Raw genomic sequence first — 23470 nt, 5'->3', positions numbered from 1 at the left:
TGACCAAGTTCGACAGATCGCAGGCCGGACCGCACGGAACCGGCTCCCAGAAGGCGGCGCGCATATGAGCCTGATTTCGAAATTCTCCACCGTCGGCGGAGCCACGATGGCAAGCAGACTGGCGGGCTTCGTTCGCGAGGCGCTGATCGGCGCCGCGCTCGGCGCCGGTCCCGTGGCCGATGCGTTCTATGCCGCCTTTCGCTTTCCCAACCTCTTCCGCCGGCTTTTCGCCGAAGGCGCGTTCAACGCCGCCTTCATTCCGCTCTTCGCCAAGCAACTGGAAGGCGGCGGCGAGGCGGCGGCGCGGCGCTTCGCTTCCGAGGTGCTGTCCTTTCTGGCCGTCTTCCTGATCGCGATTTCCGCGCTCGCGATCATGGCGATGCCGTTCCTCGTCGGCACGATCATCGCGCCGAGCTTTGCCGAAGACCCCGCGAAGTTCGACCTGACGGTCGACCTGACCCGGATCATGTTCCCCTATCTGTTCTGCATGTCGCTGGTCGCGATGCTGTCCGGCATCCTGAATTCGATGCGCAGATATTTCCTCGCCGCCTTCGTGCCGGTGCTGCTGAACCTGATCCTGATCGCGGTGCTGGTCCCCGCCCTTTCGCTCGGCTTTACGCAGGAGGCAACCGGGCTGTGGCTCGCCATCGGCGTCTTCGCATCGGGCGTGGCGCAACTCGTGCTCTTGTGGATCGGCGTGCGACGGACGGGATTCGGCTTCACCCTGCGCGCGCCGAAACTGACACCGGGCGTCAAGCGCCTGATGATCCTGATGGGACCGGCCTTGCTGACGGGCGGCGTGACGCAGATCAACCTCCTGGTCGGCCAGATCATCGCATCGGCGCAGCCCGGCGCGATCGCGCTGTTGAACTATGCCGACCGCATCAACCAGCTTCCTCTCGGCGTGGTGGGCATCGCCGTGGGCGTGGTGCTGCTGCCGGAACTGGCGCGCGCGCTGAAGGCGGGCGACGACACGGATGCGCAGCACCTGCAAAACCGCTCGCTGGAATTCGCACTCGGCCTGACCGTGCCCGCCACGATCGGGCTGATGCTGTTACCCGGTCCCATCGTGGCGCTTCTCTACGAACGCGGCGCCTTCACCGCGCAGACGACGGCCATGACGGCGGCGGCGCTGGCCGCCTTCGCCTCGGGCCTGCCGGCCTATGTGCTGCTCAAGGTTTTCTCGCCCGCCTATTTCGCCCGCGAGGACATGAAGACGCCGATGTGGTTCTCGATGGCGGCCGTCATCGTCAACATCGCCGGCAGCCTTCTGCTTTTCCCCCGGTTCGGTCATGTCGGCATCGCGGCCGCGACATCGATCTCGGCCTGGACCAATCTGGTTCTCCTGGCCGGGACGCTCTGGTGGCGCGATCATTTCCGGCCCTCGCCCACGACGATGAAGCGCGTGGGACTGATCCTGTTCGCCAGCGCCGTCATGGGCGCTCTGCTGTGGGCGATGCAGATGGCCTTTGCCGGCCAGCTCGCCGGACCGCTTGCGACGCGCCTCGCCACCGTGGCGGCCATGGTCGGCATCGCCGCGATCGTCTATTTCGCGATCGTCGTCGCGACCGGCGCGGTCGAGCGCGGCGACCTGAAGCGCCTGGCGCGACGCCGGCGCGCCCCTTGATGACATCCCCCACATCGGCCATAAGCCTGCCGACTGTCCTTCCCCAATGCGGGACGGGCGCCGACGCCGATGATCGAACACCGGAATCAGCCTGGAAACCCATGACCGACTTCAAGCCTCTCGTCTTTTCCGGCGTCCAGCCGACCGGCAATCTCCATCTCGGCAACTATCTCGGCGCGCTGACGAAGTTCGTCGCGCTACAGAAGAGCCATGACTGCATCTATTGCGTGGTCGACATGCACTCGATCACGGCGCAGCTCGTCCATGCGGATCTCGCCGAACAGACGCGCTCGATCACGGCGGCGTTTCTTGCCTCCGGCATCGATCCCACCAAGCACATCGTCTTCAACCAGAGCCGGGTGATGCAGCACGCCGAACTCGCCTGGGTGTTCAACTGCGTGGCGCGCATCGGCTGGATGAACCGCATGACGCAGTTCAAGGACAAGGCCGGCAAGGACCGCGAGAATGCCTCGCTCGGCCTTCTCGCCTATCCGAGCCTGATGGCGGCCGACATCCTCGTCTACCGCGCGACGCATGTGCCGGTCGGCGACGACCAGAAGCAGCATCTGGAACTGACGCGCGACATCGCGACCAAGTTCAACAACGATTTTTCGACCCGCATCGCCGATCTCGGCGTCGGGGTGGAGATGAAGATGGGCGACGAGACGGTCAGCGGCTATTTCCCGCTGACCGAACCTCTGATCGAGGGGCCGGCGACGCGCGTCATGAGCCTGCGCGACGGCACCAAGAAGATGTCGAAATCCGACCCGTCCGACCTGTCGCGCATCAATCTGACCGACGATGCCGACGCGATCTCGAAGAAGATCCGCAAGGCCAAGACCGACCCGGACGCTCTGCCGTCCGAGGTCGAAGGGCTGAAGGGTCGGCCGGAGGCGGAAAACCTCGTCGGCATCTATGCCGCGCTGGCCGGCACGACGCGCGCGACGGTGATCGCCGATTTCGGCGGCCAGCAATTCTCGGCTTTCAAACCGGCGCTCGCCGATCTGGCGGTCGAGAAGCTGGCGCCGATCTCGGCCGAGATGCGCCGCATTTCGGACGACCGCGCCTATGTCGACGGCGTCCTGCGCGACGGCGGCGAACGGGCGGGGGCGCTGGCCGAGGCGACGATGAAGGATGTGCGCAGGATCATCGGCTTTCTCGATAGCTGACCCAAGCCGCTTGCCGGTCCCCCGCCCGGCTGGCAGATTGCACGCGACTCACACTCGGGAGCCGACATGGTATCCAAACGCCTCAGCCGCGAAGCCGGCCACCGCCGCAAATTCCTGGCGATCGTCGACGACACGCCCGAATGCGAACGCGCCATCGCCTATGCCGCACGGCGCGCCCAGACCACCGGCGGCGCGGTGCTGCTGCTCTTCGTCATCGAGCCGGGCGAGGTGCAGCACTGGCTGGGCGTCGAGCAGATCATGCGCGAGGAGGCGCAGGCAACCGCAAGTTCCGCGCTCGACACGCAGGCCGGCAAGGTTCGCTCCGAACTCGGGATCGAGCCAGAACTGGTCATCCGCGAGGGCAAGGCCGACGAGGAAATCCACGCGCTGATCGAGGAAGACCAGGACATCGCCATCCTCGTCCTGGCCGCATCGAGCTCGAAGGAAGGTCCCGGCCCGCTGGTTTCGTCCATCGCCGGCAAGGGCGCGGCGTTCCCGATCCCGGTCACGGTCGTTCCGAGCAACCTGTCCGACGAAGACATCGAGGCCATAGCCTGATTTTCGCACCAGAGCGGCCTGCAAATGGCGGCTCTGGCCCGAAAATGCGCTACCCTCAGCACCGAATGCGCCAGCCAGCGCGGGCGATGTTGCAATTGCCCGTGCGAGCCTTTATTTTTAGAACAATTCCAAATTCACGCGACAGCGGAGACCCGGTCATGTTCATCCAGACGGAAGCCACACCCAATCCGGCGACCCTGAAATTCCTGCCGGGCAAGGTCGTGCTCGAAGAGGGCACCGCCGATTTCCGCGATGCGGCGAGCGCCACGGAAGCCTCGCCGCTGGCCGGCCGGCTGTTCGAGGTTCCGGGCGTCACCGGCGTCTTCTTCGGCTACGACTTCATCACCGTCTCCAAGGACGGCGCCGACTGGCAGCATCTGAAGCCCGCCATCCTCGGCACCATCATGGAGCATTTCATGTCGGGCCAGCCGGTGATGGCGACGGGCTCGCAGGCGCGCGCCGACGAGGCGGCCGAGGGCGAAGAATTCTACGATGCGGCCGACGAGGAGATCGTCGTCACCATCAAGGAACTGCTCGACACGCGGGTTCGCCCGGCCGTGGCGCAGGACGGCGGCGACATCACCTTCCGCGGGTATGAAAACGGCACCGTCTTCCTGCACATGAAAGGCGCCTGCGCCGGCTGCCCGTCTTCCACGGCGACGCTGAAGCACGGCATCCAGAACCTGCTGCGCCATTTCGTGCCGGAAGTGCAGCAGGTCGAGCAGCTCGTCTGAGCGCGCTTCGCCGTCTCAAACACTCCGATCCGACGAGAGGCCCGCGCCTGTGGCGCGGGCCTCGTTTCGTCATGGGTCAGGCCGCCAGAAGATGTCTTTCGATTTCGTCGACCGGGTGGTTGGTCAGCGTCTTCGGCACTTCCGCGATGATGCGGCCTGAAACCTCCTTGTGGAATTCCTTGCGCAGGTCACCCAGCACGGCCGGCGGGGCAACGACGATCAGCTTCCTGAACTCCCCGCGATGGGCGAGCTTGTAGAGCCGTTCGGCAATCTCGTTGGCGAAGCGCTCCTTTTCGATGCGGTGCCAGTCCGTCTCCTGCACGGCGGACCGATGATGATCGCCTGCATCGGACATCCGGCCGGGACGGTCGGTGCCCTGCTCGCGCGTCGGCGGATTCTCGTCGTGCATCTGGCGGAAGACTTGCAGATTCGGATAGGTCGCATCGCCCTCATTGCGCAGGAAGAGCGCCTTTTCGCCGTCCGCGACGACGATCCAGGCGTCGTGTTCGATCTTGAGAATGGTCATGCAACGCTCCTTCAGGCTGGTTTCACCAATCGAACGCTGGCCCGCGCGGCGACGTTCCGCGGAAAGTCGGAGGAATATTTTTCTCCCGGCCCGGCCATAACGCGAAAAGCGATTGTTCCTGGCCAGCGGGCGCACCACGCGATTTCTTACCGGCGCGAGCGGCTTCGGCGAAAATGCCGACATGTCGACATCCAACACCCCAATTGCGCCTGCACGTTTGAATGCCTTCCCGATCTTCGCCAAGGTCGAGGGGCGCGTCGTCGTGGTCGTCGGAGATGGCGACGAGGCGCTGGCGAAGGCGCGGCTGATGGCGCAGTCGAGCGCGAAGGTTCGCGTGGTTTCGCACGCGCCCGAGGCCGAACTGGCCGACTGGGCGGCCGCGAACGGCATTGAGATCGTGCGGCGCGCCTATGAGGCGGCGCTGATCGAAGACGCCGCGCTGGTCTTCGCCGCGACCGGCGAACTCGACCTTGATTCACGGGTCGTCGCGGATGCCCGCGCGCTGAAGGTTGCCGTCAATGCCGTCGACCGGCCCGAACTTTGCGATTTCTTCACGCCGGCACTGGTCAACCGCGCGCCGGTCGCGGTCGCGATCGGCACGGAAGGCGCGGGGCCGGTTCTGGCGCAGATGATCCGCGCGCGGATCGACCAGATGCTGAGCCCGCAACTCGGGGTTCTGGCGCAGCTTGCCGCGAGCTATCGCGATGCGGTCGAGAAGCTTTTGCCGAAGGGCGTCGCGCGGCGGCGGTTCTGGAAGGAGTTCTTCACCGGCGAAACCGCCCGCAACGTCGATGCGAACGATGTTTCGTCGGCGCGCAAGACGGCCTCGCGGCTGCTGCGCGAGCGCGGCGCGGTGCCGGGCCATGTGGCGCTGGTGGGCGCCGGGCCGGGTGCCGAAGACCTTCTGACGCTGCGCGCGCATCGCCTTCTGATGGAAGCCGACGTGATCGTCCACGACGCGCTGGTGCCGGAAGCCGTGATCGCCATGGGCCGGCGCGACGCCGAGCGAATCGCGGCCGGCAAGCGCAAGGGCTGCCATTCGAAGACGCAAAGCGAGATCAACGCGCTGCTGGTCGAGCTTGGCCGCGCCGACAAGCGCGTCGTCAGGCTCAAGTCGGGCGACCCGCTGGTCTTCGGCCGCGCCGGCGAGGAAATGGCTGCGCTTCGCGATGCCGGGATTTCCTACGAGATCGTTCCGGGCGTGACCGCGGCCTTCGCGGCGGCCGCCGATTTCGAACTGCCGCTGACATTGCGCGGCGTCTCGTCCTCGATGGTGTTCACCACCGGGCACGACCTGAAGGGCGCGACCCTGCCCGACTGGGCGCGGCTGGCCATCGATGGCGCGACGGTCGCGGTCTATATGGGCCGCTCGATCGCCGCCGAAGTCGCCGAGCGGCTGATCGCGGCGGGTCTTTCGTCCGATACCGCCGTCGCGGTCGTCGAAAATGCGAGCCTTGAGGGCAAGCGCCTCTTCCATGGCACGCTGGCCGATCTTCCCTCGCTCCAGGAACGCATCGATCTGACCGGCCCGGTCATGACCATCATCGGCGACGCCGTCGCCGGCGCCAATTTTACCCGTTCGACCGCGCTCTACAGGGCGCCGGCATTCCAAGTGGAGATTTCGCGATGAAGATCCTGACCGCAAACCGCCTGACCGATGGCGAGGCCGTGTGGCTTGCCGCCGACCATAGCTGGGCCGAGACGATCGAAGCGGCGGAGATCGCGCGCGACGCGGCGACCGAGGAAAAACTGGAGCGTGCCGGCAAGGCGGCTGTCTGCAAGAACGAGGTCGTCGATCTCGCTCTGGTCGACATCGACCTCGTCGACGGCCGTATCTGGCCGAAGCGCCTGCGCGAGCGCATCCGCGCCGCAGGCCCCACCAACCGGACCGACCTCGGCAAGCAGGCCCGGCCGGGAATTGCCATCGCCGCCTGAGCGAGACGAGGATTTCATGTACCGCTACGACGAGTTCGACCATCAGTTCGTGAAGGCCCGCACCGCCGAGTTCGCCGATCAGGTGGACCGGCGGCTGGCGGGTGAGTTGACCGAGGACCAGTTCAAGCCGCTTCGGCTGATGAACGGCGTCTACCTCCAGCTTCACGCCTATATGCTGCGCATCGCCATTCCCTATGGCACGCTGTCGTCGAAGCAGTTGCGGATGCTGGCGCATATCGCGCGGACCTACGACAAGGGCTATGGTCACTTCACTACGCGGCAGAACTTGCAGTTCAACTGGCCGGCGCTGTCCGACATCCCGCAGATCCTCGCCGATCTCGCCTCGGTCGAGATGCACGCTTTGCAGACTTCGGGAAACTGCATCCGCAACGTGACGGCCGACCATTTCGCGGGCGCTGCCGCCGACGAGGTCGCCGATCCGCGGCCCTATGCCGAGATTTTGCGCCAGTGGTCGTCGGTGCATCCCGAATTCTCGTTCCTGCCGCGCAAGTTCAAGATCGCGGTGACGGGCGCCGAGCGGGATCGCGCGGCGATCCAGGTTCACGACATCGGGCTGCATCTGAAGAAGAACGCGGCCGGGGAACTCGGCTTCGCCGTCTATGTCGGCGGCGGACAGGGGCGCACGCCGCTGATCGCCAAGAAGGTGCGCGACTTCCTTCCCGAAGGGGATCTGCTGACCTACACGACCGCGATCCTGCGGGTCTACAACCTCAACGGACGGCGCGACAACAAGTACAAGGCGCGGATCAAGATACTCGTCCATGAGACGGGGACCGAGGAACTGACGCGGCAGATCGAGGCGGAGTTTGCTGAAATCCGCAATGGCGAACTGAAGCTGCCACAGGGCGATATCGACGCGATCGACGCCTATTTTGCGCCGCCGGATTTGCCCGACCGGCCGGAAGGCACGATCGTCGAGGCGAGCGCCAAACTTGCAAATCCGGCCTTCGCGAGCTGGGTGAAGCGCAACGTAAACCCGCACAAGAACCCGGACTATGCCTCGGTGACGATCTCGCTGAAGGGCATCGGCGAGGTGCCGGGCGATGCGACGGACGCGCAGATGGATGCGGTGGCCGAGCTCGCCGAGGAACTGGCCTTCGACGAAATCCGCGTCAGCCACGAGCAGAACCTGATCCTGCCGCATGTGGCGCGTGCGGACCTCAAGGACGTCTACCGGCGGCTTGAAGCCATCGGGCTTGCGACCGCCAATGCCGGTCTCGTCACCGACATCATCGCCTGCCCCGGCCTCGACTATTGCGCGCTCGCCAATGCGCGCTCGATTTCGGTCGCGCAGGAGATTTCGAACCGGTTCGGAAGCCAGGCGCGGCAGGAGGAGATCGGCGAACTGAAGCTGAAGATTTCCGGCTGCATCAATGCCTGCGGACACCATCATGTCGGCCATATCGGCATTCTGGGCGTCGAGAAGAAGGGCACCGAGCTCTACCAGATCACGCTCGGCGGCTCGGGCGACGAGAACACGTCGATCGGCGAAATCGTCGGACGCGGCTTCACCGCCGAGGAAATCACCGACGCGATCGAAACCGTCGTCGAGACCTATCTGGCGCTGCGGACCGACAAATCTGAAGACTTCCTCGCCGCCTATCGCCGGGTCGGCGCGGCGCCGTTCAAGCAGGCGCTCTACGGCGCGGAAGCGAAGGCCGCCTGATGAGCGACGAGACTGTGACGCGCCTCTGGACCGAGGCGGGCTTCATCGACGACGTCTGGACGCGCGGCGATGCGGAGACGCCGGCGAGCGACCATGTCATCCTGCCGCTCGACGCTTTCGTGGTAGCGATCGAGGCGGGAACGAATGCGGGGCCGCTCGGCGTGCATCTGGCGCCGGGGGAGAGCATCGACGCGATCCTGCCGCATCTGGACAGGCTGGCGCTTATCTCGCTCGGCTTCCCGGCCTATAATGACGGGCGGTCGTTCTCGAAAGCGGAGTTGCTGCGCAGCCGGCATGGGTTTGCGGGAACCATAAGGGCGCATGGCGACGTGCTGATCGACCTCGTCGGGCACATGCTGCGCACCGGGTTCGACGAACTGGAAGTGACCAACGGCCCGACGCTGGCGCGGCTGGAAGCCGGTCGGCCGGGCGGGCTCGGCGTCCATTACCAACCGGCGGCGAAGGCTTCCGCGAAGCCTGCCAACGCGCCTGCTTACGCCTGGCGGCGGGTGCCGGCCTAAAGCTTCGTCACCATGCGGTAGGTCGAGGGGTGGATCATGCGGACAAGCGTGATCGGCCTTTCGCCGAGCCAGGTGATGCGCTCGCCGACGAAGACCGGCGCGCCCTTTTCCACGTTCAGCAATTCGGATTCCGTGCCGGCGCCGTCGGCGTGGAAGGTGAATTCGGCGTGGGTGAAGGGGGCCGTTTCGACCAGCCATTCATTCGGGCCGGTATCGGTGAAATCGGCCGTTTCGGCGGTGGGAACGGTTTCGAGGACGATATAGCGATCCTCGAACTGGTAGGGCCGGCGGTCGGCCAGATGCAGCGCGCGAACATGGCGCAGGGCGGCATCGGCAGACAAGCCGAGGCGGGCGCGGATGAGCGCGGGGGCCTCGATGATTTCGCTCGACAAGAGCCGGTACTGGTAGGCCGCGCCCTGCGCCTCGATCTCCTGACGCACCAACGGAATGACGAAGCGCGCCTCGCGCACCGGATGGAGCGCGACGCGGGTGCCGGCCTTGCGGCGGCGCTCGATGAGGCCGGATTCGGCGAGTTCGCGCAGCGCCCGGTTGACCGTTGCGCGGGCCGCGCCGAACTCCACCGACAGCGCTTCCTCTCCGGGAATCAGCGCGCCGGGCAGCCAGACGCGGCTGGCGATGCGGCGCGAAATCTCGTCGCGGATGGCGCGGTAGGAGGAGCGGGCGGCGGTCACAGACGGTCCATGATCGAGGTCAGGCGGGACTTGTAGCGGGCGGCGATCGCGTCGCGCGCGACATGCCGGCTCTCCCTTACCACATGACGCCCGGCCGACCAGAGATCGGTGACGCAGGCTTGCGAACCGGCGAAGACGTAGGCGTCGAGCATCATGTCGCCCGAAACCCCGTGCAGGCCGGCGCGCGCCGGGTCGACGGCGACGAGATCGGCCCATTTTCCGATTTCAATACTGCCTGCACTGCGGCCGAGCGCCTGCGTCCCGCCCGCCGATGCGAGGTCGTAGAGTTTGCGGCCGGCCGAGCCGCCGGGTTCGGCGAGGACGACGCGCGCGCGATCACGCAGGCGCTGCGAATAATCGAGCTGGCGCAGTTCGCCGATGGTCGAGATCGCGATGTTGGAATCCGATCCGATTCCGAGCCGTCCGCCACTTTCCAGGTAGCGTTCGCCGTCGAAGATGCCGTCGCCGAGATTGGCTTCGGTGACCGGACAGAGGCCGGCGACGGCGCGGGTGCAGGCGAGCCCTTCGGTTTCCGCCGGGTTCATGTGGGTGCAATGGATCAGGCACCAGCGCTGCGTGACGTCATGGTTGGCGAGGAGCCATTCCATCGGGCGAGCGCCGAGAATCTCCTGCGTCTCGGCAAGCTCGGCCTCCTGTTCGGCGATGTGCATGTGGAGCGGCAGGTCCGGCTTCCAGCCGGCGATCTCGGCAAGATCGGACACCGGGACGGCGCGCAGCGAATGCGGCGCGAGGCCGAGGCCCGTATCGGCGGACGCGGCGCCGACGATGGCTTCGCAGCGCGCGACGAGTTCGCCAAAGGTTTCGAGATCGTTGGAGAAGCGCAACTGGCCACCCTTCAGCGGCCGGCCGTCGACGCCGCCCTGCCGGTAGTGGACGGGAAGGAGCGTCAGGCCGATACCGGTCGTCTCGGCGGCAGCGGCGAGGCGGGCCGCGAGTTCGCCGCGATCGGCATAGGACGCGCCGCCGGGCCGGTTGTGCAGATAGTGGAACTCGGCAACGGCGGAAAAGCCGGCCTCCTGCATTTCCATGAAGGCGAAGGCGGCGATGGCCTCGATATCGTCGGGATCGAGCAGGTCGAGGAAGCGGTACATAATCTCGCGCCATGTCCAGAACGAGTCCCGGCCCGAAGGTCCGCGCCGCTCGGCAAGGCCGGCCATGGCGCGCTGGAAGGTGTGGCTGTGGAGATTGGAGAGCGCCGGGAGAAGGATCGGGACCGCATGATCGTTCGCGCGCCGCGCCGCGCCCGCTTGCACGGTTTCGATCTGCCCATCGGCAGCGAATGCCACCCGGACATCGGCCTTCCAGCCAGAGGTAAGGAGCGCGGTTTCGGCGAAAATGGCGGTCATGGCGAATCCCGATTGACAGAATATGTCTATACATAATAGCGTAAACGTGGATTTGAATTTGCGCAAGCGGATAGCGATGACCCGAACGCTTCTCACCAATCTGCGGCTCGCCGCCATGACCACCGATCGGCCCTACGGGCTGATCGAGGATGGCGCCGTCGCCATTGCCGACGGACGGATCGCCTATGCTGGGCCGGTCGAGGATTTCGAGGAAGGCTTCGACGAATACGAGGCGCGCGACATCGGCAGGCGGCTCGTCACACCGGCGCTGATCGACTGCCACACTCATCTCGTCTTCGGCGGCAACCGCGCGCGCGAATTCGAGATGCGGCTCGAAGGCGCGACCTATGAGGAAATCGCGCGGGCCGGCGGCGGCATCGTCTCGACCGTCACCGCAACGCGCGAGCTTTCGCAGGACGAACTGGTGGCGGCGGCGCTGCCCCGGCTTGACGCGATGCTGGCCGAGGGGGTCGGCACGGTCGAGATCAAGTCGGGCTACGGGCTGACGATCGAGGACGAACTGAAGATGCTGCGCGCTGCGCGCGCGCTCAGCCGCCTGTGCGACGTGCGGGTGAAGACGAGCTATCTCGCCGCCCATGCGGTGCCGGCTGAATATAAGGGCCGCGCGGACGCGTATCTGGCGGATGTGGTGCTGCCTGGCATGGAAGCGGGCGCGGAAGAGGGCCTGATCGACGCGGTGGACGGATTTTGCGAGGGCATCGCGTTCAGCCCGGAGCAGATCGCGCGCGTGTTCGAAAAGGCGAAGACGCTCGGACTGCCGGTAAAGCTTCATGCCGAGCAATTGTCCGATCTTGGCGGGGCGCGGCTGGCTGCACGGCACGGCGCACTTTCGGCGGATCATCTGGAATATCTCGGCGCAGATGGGGCGGCGGCGATGGCCGCGGCCGGAACCGTTGCGGTGCTGTTGCCGGGGGCGTTCTACACCCTGCGCGAAAAACAGGTGCCGCCGGTGGATGCGCTGCGGGCGGCCGGTGTGCGGATCGCGGTGGCGACCGACTGCAATCCCGGCTCATCGCCCCTCGCCTCGCCGCTTCTGGCGATGAACATGGCGGCGACGCTGTTCCGGCTGACGCCGGAAGAGGCATTGGCAGGCATGACGCGCAATGCGGCGCGCGCGCTGGCGCTGGACGGCGAGATCGGCACCGTCGAGGTCGGGAAGCGGGCGGAGCTTTGCGTGTGGGACGTCGAGGAGCCGGCGGAACTGGTTTATCGGATCGGATTCAATGCGTTGCACGAAAGGATCGTTGCGTGACCATCACACTCATTCCCGGACGCGTCACGCTCGATCAGTTGCAGGCCATCTATTGGGACGGCGTCGCGGCCAGGCTCGACGCAGCTTGCCGGCCGGCGATCCTGCGCGCTTCCGATGTGATCGACGAGATCGCCAAAGGCGAGGCGGCGGTCTATGGGATCAATACCGGCTTCGGGAAGCTTGCGAGCGTCAAGATCGCGGCGAGCGATGTCGCGACGTTGCAGCGCAACCTCATCCTGTCGCATTGCTGCGGCGTCGGCGCCCCGCTGGCGCCGGAGATCGTGCGGCTGGTGATGGCGCTGAAGCTGGCTTCGCTCGGGCGCGGGGCTTCGGGCGTCAAGCCTTCGACCGTCGAACTGATCGAGGCGATGCTGGAAAAGGGCGTCGTGCCGGTGATCCCCGAAAAGGGCTCGGTCGGCGCGTCGGGTGATCTGGCGCCGCTGGCGCATATGACGGCGGCGATGATCGGCGAGGGCGAGGCATTTTTTGCCGGCGAACGATTAGCCGGACGCGAGGCGCTGGACCGTGCGGAGCTCAGCCCCATCACGCTCGCCGCCAAGGAAGGTCTGGCGCTGATCAACGGGACGCAGGTCTCGACCGCGCTCGCTTTGGCGGGGCTGTTCAAGGCGCATCGGGCGGCGAATGCGGCGCTGGTGACGGGCGCGCTGTCGACCGATGCGGCGATGGGTTCCTCGGCGCCGTTCCATCCCGAAATCCATGCGCTGCGCGGGCATCAGGGCCAGATCGACACGGCGGCGGCGCTGTGGGCGCTGCTCGACGGTTCGGAAATCCGCGAGAGCCATCGCGAGGGCGACGAGCGCGTGCAGGACCCCTATTGCATCCGCTGCCAGCCGCAGGTCGACGGCGCGTGTCTCGACATTCTGCGGCAGGCGGCACGCACGCTGGTGATCGAGGCGAATGCGGTGACCGACAACCCGCTGGTGCTGTCGGACGGGCAGGTGCTTTCGGGCGGGAACTTCCATGCCGAGCCGGTGGCGTTTGCCGCCGACCAGATCGCGCTCGCCATCTGCGAAATCGGCGCGATCGCGCAAAGGCGGATCGCACTCCTGGTCGATCCGGCGCTTTCGTTCGGCCTGCCGGCGTTTCTGGCGGCGAAGCCGGGGCTCAATTCGGGGCTGATGATCGCCGAGGTGACATCGGCCGCGCTGATGAGCGAAAACAAGCAGATGGCGCATCCGGCCTCGGTGGATTCGACGCCGACCTCGGCCAATCAGGAAGACCATGTGTCTATGGCCTGCCATGGAGCAAGGCGGCTGCTCGCGATGACCGACAATCTGGCGGCGATTATCAGCATCGAAGCGGTGACGGCGGCGCAGGGACTGGATTTTCGTGCGCCATTGAAGACGAGCGCGGCGTTGCGGGCGGCGCATGGGGTGGTGCGCGGGATTGTGGCTGGGCTGGAGGTGGATCGGTATCTGGCCGGGGATCTGGAGGCGGCGGCGGAACTGGTGGCTTCGGGGGCGCTGAATGCGAGCGTCGGGGATGTGTTGCCGGGGTTGGGCTGGTGATGAATCCCGTCACCGTCATTCAGGGCATCTCGCCCGTCATCCTCGGAATGCCGCATGTCGGGACCCATGTGCCCGATGACGTGACGGCGAAGCTGAACCAGGAAGGGCGCAGGCTGCGCGACACGGACTGGCATATCGACAAGCTCTATGCCGGGTTGTTGCCAGGCGCGTCGGTGGTGAAGGCGAATTTTCATCGCTATGTGATCGACGCCAATCGCGATCCGTCGGGCGTCAGTCTCTATCCGGGGCAGAACACGACCGGGCTGGTGCCGCAAACCGATTTCGACAGCCGGCCGATCTGGGCAGATGCGCCCGACGCGGACGAATCCGAGCGGCGGCTGGCCGACTGGCACGCGCCTTACCATGCGGCGCTTGGCGCCGAAGTCAAACGGGTGAAGGCGGTGCATGGAATCGCACTCGTCTATGACTGCCATTCGATCCGCTCGCGCTGCCCGTTCCTGTTCGAGGGCGAACTGCCGGTGTTGAACATCGGCACCAATGACGGGCTGACCTGCGATGCGCAATTCGCGCGGATCGCGACGGAGATCGCCGCCGGTTCCGGCTTTTCGTGGGTCGCTAACGGCCGCCTCAAGGGCGGCTGGACGACACGGCATTACGGAAAGCCTGAGACCGGCGTCCATGCTATCCAGATGGAGATCGCGCAGTCGGCCTATCTCGCGGCCGAGGAAGACCCCTGGACGTTCGACGCGGTGAAGGCCGCGCGGCTGCGCCAGACGCTCAAAACATTGCTCGCCGTGCTGGAAGAGGCGGCCATCGGAGGATTCTCATGACCAATCCACGCCACAACATCCGCGAAATCCGCTCGCCGCGCGGCCCGGAGATCACTGCGAAGCAGTGGACGACAGAGGCGGCGATGCGGATGCTGATGAACAATCTCGACCCCGACGTCGCCGAAAACCCGAACGAACTCGTCGTCTATGGCGGCATCGGTCGCGCGGCGCGGACGTGGCAGGATTTCGACCGGATCGTCGCGAGCCTGAAGGGCTTGAGCGAGGAGGAGACGCTGCTCGTCCAGTCCGGCAAGCCGGTGGGCGTGTTCCGCACCCACAAGGACGCGCCGAGGGTGCTGATCGCCAACTCGAACATCGTGCCGCACTGGGCGAACTGGGCGCATTTCAACGAGCTCGATAAGAAGGGCCTCATGATGTACGGCCAGATGACGGCCGGCTCGTGGATATATATCGGCACGCAGGGGATCGTTCAGGGCACCTACGAAACCTTCGTCGAGGCCGGCCGTCAGCACTATGGCGGCGACCTCAAAGGTAAGTGGATACTTACGTCTGGGTTGGGTGGAATGGGTGGCGCGCAGCCGCTGGCGGCGGTGATGGCCGGCGCGTCGTGCCTTGCGATCGAATGCGACGAGACGCGGATCGATTTTCGCAAGCGCACCCGCTATGTCGACGAGAAGGCGACGAGCCTCGACGAGGCGCTCGACATGATCGCGCGCTGGACGAAGGCCGGCGAGGCGAAATCAGTCGGGCTTCTGGGCAATGCCGCCGAAATCCTGCCCGAACTTATCCGGCGCGGCGTCAGGCCGGACATGGTGACCGACCAGACCTCGGCGCATGACCCGCTCAACGGCTACCTGCCGAAGGGCTGGTCTCTGGCCGAATGGAAGGCGAAGCGCGAGAGCGACCCGAAGGCGGTCGAAAAGGCGGCGCGCGCCTCGATGCGCGAACATGTCGAGGCGATGGTCCGGTTTTGGGAGCTTGGGGTTCCCACGCTGGACTATGGCAACAACATCCGCCAGGTGGCGAAGGAAGAGGGGCTCGAGAACGCCTTCGCGTTTCCGGGCTTCGTTCCGGCCTATATCCGCCCGCTGTTCTGCCGCGGGATCGGTCCGTTCCGCTGGGCCGCGCTCTCGGGCGATCCGGAGGACATCTACAGGACCGACGCCAAGGTCAAGGAACTGACGCCGGGCAACGACCATCTCCATCGCTGGCTCGACATGGCGAAGGACCGCATCGCGTTCCAGGGTTTGCCGGCGCGCATCTGCTGGGTGGGGCTCGGCGACCGGCACCGGCTCGGCCTCGCCTTCAACGAGATGGTGGCGAAGGGCGAATTGAAGGCGCCTGTGGTGATCGGCCGCGATCATCTGGATTCCGGCTCCGTCGCTTCGCCCAACCGCGAGACGGAAGCCATGAAGGACGGTTCGGACGCGGTGTCCGACTGGCCGCTTTTGAATGCGTTGCTCAACACGGCATCGGGCGCGACCTGGGTGTCCTTGCATCATGGCGGCGGTGTCGGCATGGGCTTTTCGCAGCATTCGGGCATGGTGATCGTCGCCGACGGCACGGACGATGCGGCGCGGCGGCTGGAACGGGTGTTGTGGAACGACCCGGCGACCGGCGTCATGCGCCATGCCGATGCGGGCTACGACATCGCGCTCGACTGCGCCCGCGACAAGGGGCTACGGATGCCGGGGATACTGGGCAACTGACATGCGCACGAGACCGAAACGGCCCCGTGCGCGCGCTGGTAGATGCGGTCAGCGCGCCAGGCGCACGACCTGAAGCGACTGGGCGATGCCGGAGAAGGCGGCCGACAGGACTGCCGCATCCGAAGCCTGGAAGTAATGCTGCGAGGACGACGCGCACGCCTTGAGCATGTCGCGGGCGACCGGATCGTCGACCATGAAGGCGACGGTGTAGATCTCGATCTCGTTGGCCTTCATGTTGGTGCAGATGGCAAGCGTGTCCTCGTTGGTCTGCCTGAAAGGTCCTGAGCCCAGGGGATCGGACGAAGCACCGCAGGCGTCGTCGTCATCGTCATCGCAATCGTCGTCATCATCCTTGCGCCAAGCCTGTCTTTCGCCCGGAAGGAGGGATTTGAGACTTTTCGAGGGGATGAGAGCCTTGCCGCTGCTCTTGTCGTAGAGAAGCGTGTTGTCGCCGTCGGTCATCAGGACCACGACCTTGCGCGGGCGCAGGTTTTCCTCGTCATAGGCGAGCCCATCGCCGAAGGGGCCGGAGGGCGCGAGCGTGTGCAGGCCCCAGATCATGCCGCCGGGGATGTATGTCAACGCGCGGTGGCTGCCCTTTTCGATGATCATGCCGCTGATGGCATCCTTGAGCGCCTGCTTCGTGCTGGTCAGCCGAACGAGCGGATTGAGGCATTCGGCCTTTTCGGTGACGTATCCGGGATATTTCACCGAGGCATTGGCGTCATTCAGGCGATTGGTGCCGCCCGTGCGCGAGCCGACGCAGCCATGCCAGGCAAAAGACTTGGTGGAATAACCGCCCGAACAGGTTTCGTATGCGGGGACCGTATAGGTTTCCGACTTCGCGCAGCCTCCGCCGCAGCTATAGGTCTCCTTGATGCCGTCGACCTCGCGCGTGCAGGTCTTGGCCGGGTTGGTCTGAATGCAGCGCGATTTGGTGGTGCTTGTCGTGCAGATCCGCGGGCTACCCTTCTGCTCGGAATAGTCGGCAGGAACGCTCAGCCAGGAATTGTTGCGGTGCTGAATGCCGACATTGACATATTCGCCATAGGGAACGAGCGCGATCCTGACGCCGCCGTCCGGCGACTTCAGCAACTGGTCGACGAGGCCCGAAGCTGCCGTCTTCAAGGCGTCGATCTTGCGGACGCCCCTGGCATCCTTGTCCGACATCGACCAGGTGTTGTCGAGAACCAGCGACACCTCGACCGTGCCGCGCGTAGCGCGTTCGGCGAGCGCCGAAGCGCCGACATCGAGTTGCTGGTAACCGGCAATGCCCATGAAGGTGGTCGGGATCGAGCCGATCAGTTCCACATCGACGCTTTCGGTCGTCGCGACGACGCTCGCCACCTGGACCTCACGGACGCGCGTGCTTGTGCGATTGGCGGCCAGATAGTCGTTGGCGAGTTGCTCCAGCCGCGCCTGATTCTGCTCCTTGGACGCGGCCAGCGCCAGCGAGGTGGCGTCGGCCATCTCCTGCAAGTGGCGTTGCGCCGAGTGATGACGCGAATAGTCGACGGCAAGGCCAGCCGCCAGACAGAGCGGGATCATCGTGACCCCGGACAGGATCGCAAAATTTCCCGAACGCGATTCCAGGAATTTCCTCAACATGGCTGGCCCCCGCCTTGGACACATGAGTGATGCACGGAACAAGACTTGGACCTGGCCAGTAAAGGAGAGCTTACCGGCGCATTTCTGCTTCCTGAATGGGTAAAAAGACGGTTTCGTTTTTGCGGATCATTTCGACCAGCCGCCGTGATGCTCGCCTGGCGCATCGATGCGCTCGAAGCCGTGCGCGCCGAAGAAATCGCGCTGGGCCTGAATGAGATTGGCCGTGCTTCGGCCCTGCCGGAAGGCGTCGAAATATGTGATCGCGGCGGCAAGTGCCGGAACGGGCAACCCGGCCTCGACTGCGCGGGCGACGACGCGGCGCAGGGCCGGGCTTGCCATCGTCATCGTGTCTATGAAGGCGGGCATCAGGAGAAGATGGGCCGGCTCCTTCGCCTCGTCATAGGCGGCGGCAATCTCGCCCAGGAACTGCGAGCGGATGATGCAGCCCGCGCGCCAGATGCGCGCGACGGTTCCAAGCGGGAGGTTCCAGCAGAATTCGGTCGACGCCTCTTCCATCACCGCGAAGCCCTGTGCGTATGCCGCCAGTTTGGCGGCGAGAAGCGCGTGTTCGAGATCGCGGATGAAGGCGTCGTCGGCGACGAGCGGCGCGGTCGGCAGGGATTTCGCGTAGACGCCCTCGGCCCGAAGCCGCAATTCCCTGTCGGCCGACAGGCTGCGCGCGGCCACGGCCGTCTCGATGGTCGTCGCCGGGATGCCCATCAATTGCGCCTCGACGGCCGCCCAGCGGCCGGTGCCCTTCTGGCCCGCACGGTCGAGGATGGCGTCGACAAGCGGCCCACCCATTGCCGCGTCCGACGCCCGCAGGACTTCGGCGGTGATCTCGACCAGATAGGATTCGAGCGGGCCAGCGTTCCATTGTTCGAAGATCGAAGCCATCTCGCCGGCCGACAGGCCCGCACCGTCGCGCAGGAGGCCATAGATCTCGGCGATCATCTGCATGTCGGCATATTCGATACCGTTGTGGATGGTCTTGACGAAATGGCCGGCGCCGCCCTCACCCAGCCAGGCAGCGCAGGGTTCGCCCTGAAAGCGGGCGGCGATGTCGGTCAGGATCGGCTCGATCTGCCGCCACGCCTCTTCTGCTCCCCCAACCATGATGGACGGGCCGTGGCGCGCGCCCTCCTCGCCGCCCGACACTCCCATGCCGACGAAGGTGAGGCCGGAACCGTCAAGCTCGCCAAAGCGGCGGATCGTGTCGCGGAAATTGGCGTTGCCGGCGTCGACGATCATGTCGCCGGCTTCCAGATGTTCGCGCAGTTCGGCGATCTGCGCGTCCACCGCCTTGCCGGCCTGGACCATCAGGATGACCGGGCGCGGCGGGCGGATCTGGGCGACGAATTCGGCCAGCGTCGCACAGGGCACGATGCGCTCGCGCAGATTGGCGGCATTCTCGAAAAAGGCGCCGGTCTTCGACGCCGTGCGGTTGTAGACGGCAACCGCATGGCCCTTTTCGGCGATGTTCAAGGCGAGATTGGAGCCCATCGTTCCAAGCCCGATGAGGCCGATATGCGCTTTGGTCATGTCCATCCCTGGTCAATTCGAGCGAGCATCGAATCTGCCCGATGCTTCATTCTTGATTGCCGCCACTCACGCAGCGGAAGCGAAGGTGTCGCGCCGCGGGACAGGACGGTCAACACACGAGACGGAATGCCTGCCATGCACGGGGAACATTGTTTAAGCGAAAGGCTCTTGGCTCTTTGCGTTTCAATCCAAACTGATTAAGACAACCGCGAAGGCTTCAAAGAGCAGGACGCGATGACCCCCGTCACCCAGATTCCTCCCCTCGTCACGATTATCGGCGGTTCCGGTTTCGTCGGCCGATACGTGGTGCGCGCGCTGGCCAAGCGCGGCTATCGCATCCGCGTCGTCAGCCGCAACCCGAACACGGCGCATCATTTGCAGCCGCTCGGCAATGTCGGCCAGATCCATGCCGTGCGTGGAAACCTGCGCAACCGCGCCTCGATCGACAAGGCCGTCGAGGGCGCGGCCTGGGTGATCAATCTCGTCGGCATCCTGTCGGAAAGCGGCGCGCAGACCTTCGATGCGGTGCAGGCCGCCGGCGCGCGGATGGCGGCGGAAGCTGCGCGCGACGCGGGCGCCCGCTTCATCCAGATGTCGGCGATCGGCGCGGATGCGAACTCAAGTTCCGACTATGGCCGCACCAAGGCCGAGGGCGAAGCGGCGGCGTTCGAAACGCTGCCGGACGCGATCGTCTTTCGCCCGTCCATCGTCTTCGGTCCCGAGGACGGGTTCTTCAACCGCTTCGCCGCCATGGCGCGGCTTGCACCCGCACTGCCGATGATCGGCGGCGGGAAAACGATGTTCCAGCCGGTCTATGTCGGCGACGTCGCCGAAGCCTTCGCGCGCGCCGTCGACGGCGAGGTCGCAGGCGGCAAGGTCTATGAACTGGGCGGACCGGAAGCGCTTTCGTTCCGCGATTGCATGAAGCTGATGCTGAAAATCGTCGGCCGCAAGCGGCTCTTCGTGACCATCCCCTGGAAGATCGCCGAAATCCAGGGCGCGATCCTCGGCCGGATGCCGAAGCCGCTTCTGACGCGCGACCAGGTGGAGTTGCTCAAGACCGACAACGTCGTCTCACCGCAGGCGACAAGCGAGGGCCGCACGCTCGAGGGCCTCGGCATTCGCCCGCAGGCGATGGAAGCCATCCTGCCGACCTATCTGTGGACCTATCGCGCGGCCGGCCAGTTCACCCGCCCGCAGGGCATGTAGGCCATTGCAGGCGATTGCCGGCCTCCTTCCCGATGGATTGGCAATCTGGGCGGCGGGACTGCTCGTCGTCGCGAGCTTCTTCACCTCCGCGCTGACGGCTGCTTTCGGCGTGGGCGGCGGGGTCGCCATGCTGGCGCTGATGGGGCTGTTTCTGCCCGTCGCGGCGCTGATCCCCGTTCACGGCGCGGTTCAGCTCGGCTCCAATACGGGCCGCGCGTGGCACCAGCGGCCGTTCGTCCGGCACGACATCTTCGGGCCCTTCCTGATCGGATCGCTGATCGGCGCGGTGGCCGGCGCCTTCGTCGTGGTGCAATTGCCCGATGCGCTCCTGAAGCTCGTCCTCGGCGGCTTCATCCTGATCGTGACCTGGAGCAAAATTCCCGGCTTCGACAAGCTCGGGCGGGCCGGGCTGGCGGTCGGCAGCGCCGCGACGGCGCTTTTGACGATGATGGTCGGCGCGACGGGGCCGCTGCTCTCCTCCGTCTTCGCGCAGATCATTCCCGACGACCGCAAGGCGCTGGTCGCCACGCACGCCGCCGGCATGACCATCCAGCACGCGCTGAAGATCGTCGTCTTCGGGCTGGCCGGCTTCGCCTTCGCAGCCTGGGTGCCGCTGGTGGCTCTCATGATCGCATCCGGATATCTCGGAACGGTCTATGGATCGAAATGGCTGGAACGCCTGCCCGAAGCGCAGTTTCGGCGCTTTTTCCGGATCGGCATCTCGCTTCTGGCGCTCGACCTTCTGCGGCAGGGCATCGGGCAGGTTTTCTGACGCATCGGAATCATCCGAAACCGGCTCCCCCTTGTCGGTCCGGTGGTTGAACTGGCTTGGTCGTTGGCGCGTTCTGGCGCTGACGGCGGAGGCAGCGGGCCGCTACCAAGCGTTGAGGAGAACCAATGGAACCGATGCCCGCTCCCGACCGGCCCGCGCGCGACCGGATCAGCCAGATCGACGGCCGCTATGCCTGGACGCGGCTCGTCATGTCGGTGCTGATCGCCACGATCGGTTCGGTCGGCATGTGGTCGGTCGTCGTCGTCATGCCGGCGATCGAGGCCGAGTTCGGCACGATGCGCGCCGCCTCCTCCCTGCCCTACACGATGACCATGGTCGGGTTTGCCGTCGGCAACGTCTATATGGGCCGGTTCGTCGACAAGGCAGGCATATTGCTTCCCGTCATTGGCTCGGCGCTGGCGCTCGGCATCGGTTATGCGGCGGCGGCGCTGGCGCCCTCGATCTGGGTGTTCGCGATCGTGCAGACGCTGATCGGCTTCGGTGCGGCGGCGACGTTCGGCCCGCTGATCGCCGACATCTCCCACTGGTTCGTCAAGCGCCGCGGGGTCGCAGTGGCGGCGGCGGCGAGCGGCAACTATTTCGCCGGCGCGATCTGGCCGCTGGTCATTCAGGCATTCCTGCCCGATTGGGGCTGGCGCACGACCTATTTCGGCATCGGCGCCTTCGCGCTCGTCACCATGGTTCCGCTGGCGCTGATGTTCCTCAAGGCGCGCGCGCCGGACCTTGGCTCCGGCACCCATGCCGTGGTGCCGAAGCCGGTTCGGTCGATCGACCTCTCGCCCCGCCAACTCCAGATCCTCCTTTCGATCGCCGGGCTGGGGTGCTGCGTCGCCATGTCGATGCCGCAGGTCCACATCGTCGCCTATTGCGTCGATCTCGGCTTCGGGGTCGGCGTGGGCGCGGAAATGCTGTCGCTGATGCTGATCGGCGGCGTCGTCAGCCGGCTCGCATCGGGCTTTCTTGCCGACCATATCGGCGGCGTGAAGACGCTGCTTCTCGGCTCCGTCTTCCAGATGCTGGCGCTCGCAGCCTACATTCCGTTCGACGGGCTCGCCTCGCTCTATGTGGTCTCGCTGGTCTTCGGCCTGTCGCAGGGCGGCATCGTTCCGAGCTATGCCATCATCGTGCGCGAATACCTGCCGGCGCACGAGGCGGGACAGCGCGTCGGCCTCGTCATCATGGCGACGATCGTCGGCATGGCGCTCGGCGGATGGCTGTCGGGGCTGATCTACGACATCACCGGCTCGTATCAGGCCGCGTTCCTGAACGGCATCGCCTGGAACCTGATGAATGTCGTGATCATGGCGATGATCCTGTGGCGGACCAGGATGCGCGGCGCGCGGGCGGCATAGCCCCTTTACGCTGCGGGCGGCAGGCATAGGACCCCTGCCGCGCGGGCGGCAGGAGCGACACATGCGTCAACACGTATTGTTGCACTCGCTTCCGCCGCGCAAACTCTCTACATAGCGTCAGGTTTACCCATCCGGCCGGAGAGATGATGCAAAAGACACTGGTTTTGACCGGCGCGAGCCGGGGCATCGGGCACGCAACGGTCAAGCGCTTCTCGCGCGAGGGCTGGCGCGTCATCACCTGTTCGCGCAATGCTTTCGCCGAGGATTGCCCCTGGCCGCAAGGCCCGGAAGACCACATCAAGATCGACCTCTCCGACCCCGAGGATGTCGGATCGGCGGTGGCGAACATCCGCCACCGGCTCGAAGAAACCGGCGGCCAGCTCCATGCGCTGATCAACAATGCCGCCATTTCGCCCAAGCTCGACAAGGGCGGACGGATGAACTCGATCGAGACGCCGATGCATGTCTGGCGCGACGTCTTCCAGGTCAATTTCTTCGCCCCGATCATGCTCGCACGCGGGCTTTTCAAGGAACTGGCCGCCGCCAAGGGCTCGATCGTCAACGTCACCTCGATCGTCGGCAGTCGCGTCCATCCCTTCGCCGGAACGGCCTATGCGACGTCGAAGGCGGCGCTGTCCTCGCTGTCGCGCGAGATGGCCGCCGATTTCGGCCCGCATGGCATCCGGGTGAACTCGATCGCGCCGGGCGAGATCGACACGGCGATTCTCTCGCCGGGGACCGAGAAGATCGTCGAGACCATCCCGCTGCGCCGCCTCGGTTCGACGGCGGAAGTCGCCGACACGATCTTCTTCCTGTGCTCCGACCAGTCCTCCTACGTCACTGGCGCCGAAATCCATATCAATGGCGGCCAGCACGTCTAGACCAGA

Annotated in this window: 21 protein-coding genes; 16 read left to right on the top strand and 5 right to left on the bottom strand. The window is 65.7% G+C overall.

Annotated features, from left to right (window positions below; all coding sequences use genetic code 11):
* The first annotated feature begins 64 nt into the window (after positions 1 to 64).
* The 4 genes from murJ (at position 65) to PZ895_RS15065 (ending at position 4088) form a co-directional block, all read left to right on the top strand.
* Entirely contained in the window at positions 65 to 1627 is a 1563-nt protein-coding gene (gene murJ, locus PZ895_RS15080) for a murein biosynthesis integral membrane protein MurJ (protein ID WP_275839784.1), read from the top strand.
* A gap of 101 nt (positions 1628 to 1728) precedes the next feature.
* Positions 1729 to 2796, top strand: coding sequence for a tryptophan--tRNA ligase (trpS, locus tag PZ895_RS15075; RefSeq protein WP_275839783.1), 1068 nt, complete (start codon positions 1729 to 1731; stop codon positions 2794 to 2796).
* 66 nt (positions 2797 to 2862) lie between these two features.
* Complete coding sequence (locus PZ895_RS15070) at positions 2863 to 3354, top strand: universal stress protein (RefSeq protein ID WP_275839782.1); 492 nt, start codon at positions 2863 to 2865, stop codon at positions 3352 to 3354.
* A gap of 158 nt (positions 3355 to 3512) precedes the next feature.
* On the top strand, positions 3513 to 4088 hold the full coding sequence (locus PZ895_RS15065; protein WP_275839781.1) for a NifU family protein: 576 nt from the start codon (positions 3513 to 3515) through the stop codon (positions 4086 to 4088).
* A gap of 76 nt (positions 4089 to 4164) precedes the next feature.
* Here PZ895_RS15065 and PZ895_RS15060 read toward each other — a convergent pair whose 3' ends face one another.
* Positions 4165 to 4614, bottom strand: coding sequence for a host attachment family protein (locus PZ895_RS15060; protein WP_275839780.1), 450 nt, complete (start codon positions 4612 to 4614; stop codon positions 4165 to 4167).
* Between the two features lie 181 nt (positions 4615 to 4795).
* Here PZ895_RS15060 and cysG point away from each other — a divergent pair, with 181 nt between their 5' ends.
* From cysG to PZ895_RS15040, 4 genes are read left to right on the top strand one after another with little or no spacing between them, the layout of a single operon-like run.
* A complete protein-coding gene (cysG, locus tag PZ895_RS15055) occupies positions 4796 to 6244 on the top strand; it encodes a siroheme synthase CysG (RefSeq protein ID WP_275839825.1) in 1449 nt (482 codons plus the stop codon).
* Positions 6241 to 6549: a DUF2849 domain-containing protein gene (locus PZ895_RS15050; RefSeq protein ID WP_275839779.1), complete on the top strand. Its 309-nt coding sequence runs from the start codon at positions 6241 to 6243 to the stop codon at positions 6547 to 6549. The genes cysG and PZ895_RS15050 overlap by 4 nt, the downstream gene beginning before the upstream one ends.
* Before the next feature lie 16 nt (positions 6550 to 6565).
* The gene (locus tag PZ895_RS15045; protein ID WP_275839778.1) at positions 6566 to 8236 is read left to right on the top strand and encodes a nitrite/sulfite reductase; all 1671 of its coding nucleotides are present in this window, start codon (positions 6566 to 6568) and stop codon (positions 8234 to 8236) included.
* On the top strand, positions 8236 to 8757 hold the full coding sequence (locus tag PZ895_RS15040) for a DUF934 domain-containing protein (protein WP_275839777.1): 522 nt from the start codon (positions 8236 to 8238) through the stop codon (positions 8755 to 8757). The genes PZ895_RS15045 and PZ895_RS15040 overlap by 1 nt, the downstream gene beginning before the upstream one ends.
* On the opposite strand, the gene PZ895_RS15035 is transcribed toward PZ895_RS15040, so the two are convergent.
* Together PZ895_RS15035 and PZ895_RS15030 are read right to left on the bottom strand one after the other, a co-directional pair.
* Positions 8754 to 9449 (bottom strand): GntR family transcriptional regulator, encoded by a 696-nt coding sequence (locus tag PZ895_RS15035; protein WP_275839776.1) that lies wholly within the window; start codon positions 9447 to 9449, stop codon positions 8754 to 8756. The genes PZ895_RS15040 and PZ895_RS15035 overlap by 4 nt on opposite strands.
* Positions 9446 to 10816 carry a formimidoylglutamate deiminase gene (locus PZ895_RS15030; RefSeq protein ID WP_275839775.1) on the bottom strand — a complete coding sequence of 457 codons (1371 nt, stop codon included), beginning with the start codon at positions 10814 to 10816 and terminating at the stop codon, positions 9446 to 9448. The genes PZ895_RS15035 and PZ895_RS15030 overlap by 4 nt, the downstream gene beginning before the upstream one ends.
* Before the next feature lie 76 nt (positions 10817 to 10892).
* Between PZ895_RS15030 and hutI the strand changes: the two genes are divergently transcribed.
* Genes hutI through hutU form a run of 4 tightly spaced genes read left to right on the top strand, consistent with a single transcriptional unit; the run spans position 10893 to position 16079 of the window.
* Positions 10893 to 12089, top strand: a complete 1197-nt coding sequence (gene hutI / locus PZ895_RS15025) for an imidazolonepropionase (protein WP_275839774.1) — start codon at positions 10893 to 10895, stop codon at positions 12087 to 12089.
* A complete protein-coding gene (hutH, locus tag PZ895_RS15020; protein WP_275839773.1) occupies positions 12086 to 13618 on the top strand; it encodes a histidine ammonia-lyase in 1533 nt (510 codons plus the stop codon). Before hutI ends, hutH begins: the two co-directional genes overlap by 4 nt.
* On the top strand, positions 13618 to 14409 hold the full coding sequence (gene hutG / locus PZ895_RS15015; protein WP_275839824.1) for an N-formylglutamate deformylase: 792 nt from the start codon (positions 13618 to 13620) through the stop codon (positions 14407 to 14409). Before hutH ends, hutG begins: the two co-directional genes overlap by 1 nt.
* The gene (hutU, locus tag PZ895_RS15010; protein WP_275839772.1) at positions 14406 to 16079 is read left to right on the top strand and encodes a urocanate hydratase; all 1674 of its coding nucleotides are present in this window, start codon (positions 14406 to 14408) and stop codon (positions 16077 to 16079) included. Before hutG ends, hutU begins: the two co-directional genes overlap by 4 nt.
* Positions 16080 to 16127: 48 nt before the next feature.
* On the opposite strand, the gene PZ895_RS15005 is transcribed toward hutU, so the two are convergent.
* Together PZ895_RS15005 and gndA are read right to left on the bottom strand one after the other, a co-directional pair.
* The gene (locus tag PZ895_RS15005; protein WP_275839771.1) at positions 16128 to 17687 is read right to left on the bottom strand and encodes a TadE/TadG family type IV pilus assembly protein; all 1560 of its coding nucleotides are present in this window, start codon (positions 17685 to 17687) and stop codon (positions 16128 to 16130) included.
* 126 nt (positions 17688 to 17813) lie between these two features.
* Positions 17814 to 19229 carry an NADP-dependent phosphogluconate dehydrogenase gene (gndA, locus tag PZ895_RS15000; protein ID WP_275839770.1) on the bottom strand — a complete coding sequence of 472 codons (1416 nt, stop codon included), beginning with the start codon at positions 19227 to 19229 and terminating at the stop codon, positions 17814 to 17816.
* A gap of 234 nt (positions 19230 to 19463) precedes the next feature.
* On the opposite strand from gndA, the gene PZ895_RS14995 reads away from it, so the two are divergent.
* The 4 genes from PZ895_RS14995 to PZ895_RS14980 all read left to right on the top strand — a co-directional run bounded on the left by PZ895_RS14995 (position 19464) and on the right by PZ895_RS14980 (position 23464).
* A complete protein-coding gene (locus PZ895_RS14995) occupies positions 19464 to 20438 on the top strand; it encodes a complex I NDUFA9 subunit family protein (protein ID WP_275839769.1) in 975 nt (324 codons plus the stop codon).
* Between the two features lie 4 nt (positions 20439 to 20442).
* Entirely contained in the window at positions 20443 to 21210 is a 768-nt protein-coding gene (locus PZ895_RS14990) for a sulfite exporter TauE/SafE family protein (RefSeq protein WP_275839768.1), read from the top strand.
* Positions 21211 to 21344: 134 nt separating this feature from the next.
* Entirely contained in the window at positions 21345 to 22583 is a 1239-nt protein-coding gene (locus PZ895_RS14985; protein ID WP_275839823.1) for an MFS transporter, read from the top strand.
* Between the two features lie 143 nt (positions 22584 to 22726).
* Complete coding sequence (locus tag PZ895_RS14980) at positions 22727 to 23464, top strand: SDR family oxidoreductase (protein WP_024587912.1); 738 nt, start codon at positions 22727 to 22729, stop codon at positions 23462 to 23464.
* Positions 23465 to 23470 lie beyond the last annotated feature (6 nt).

The sequence above is a fragment of the Mesorhizobium sp. YIM 152430 genome (genome assembly GCF_029210365.1).
Classification (GTDB): domain Bacteria; phylum Pseudomonadota; class Alphaproteobacteria; order Rhizobiales; family Rhizobiaceae; genus Aliihoeflea.
Note: the sequence above shows the minus strand (reverse complement) of the source record. Positions and strands in the feature narration are given on the sequence as shown.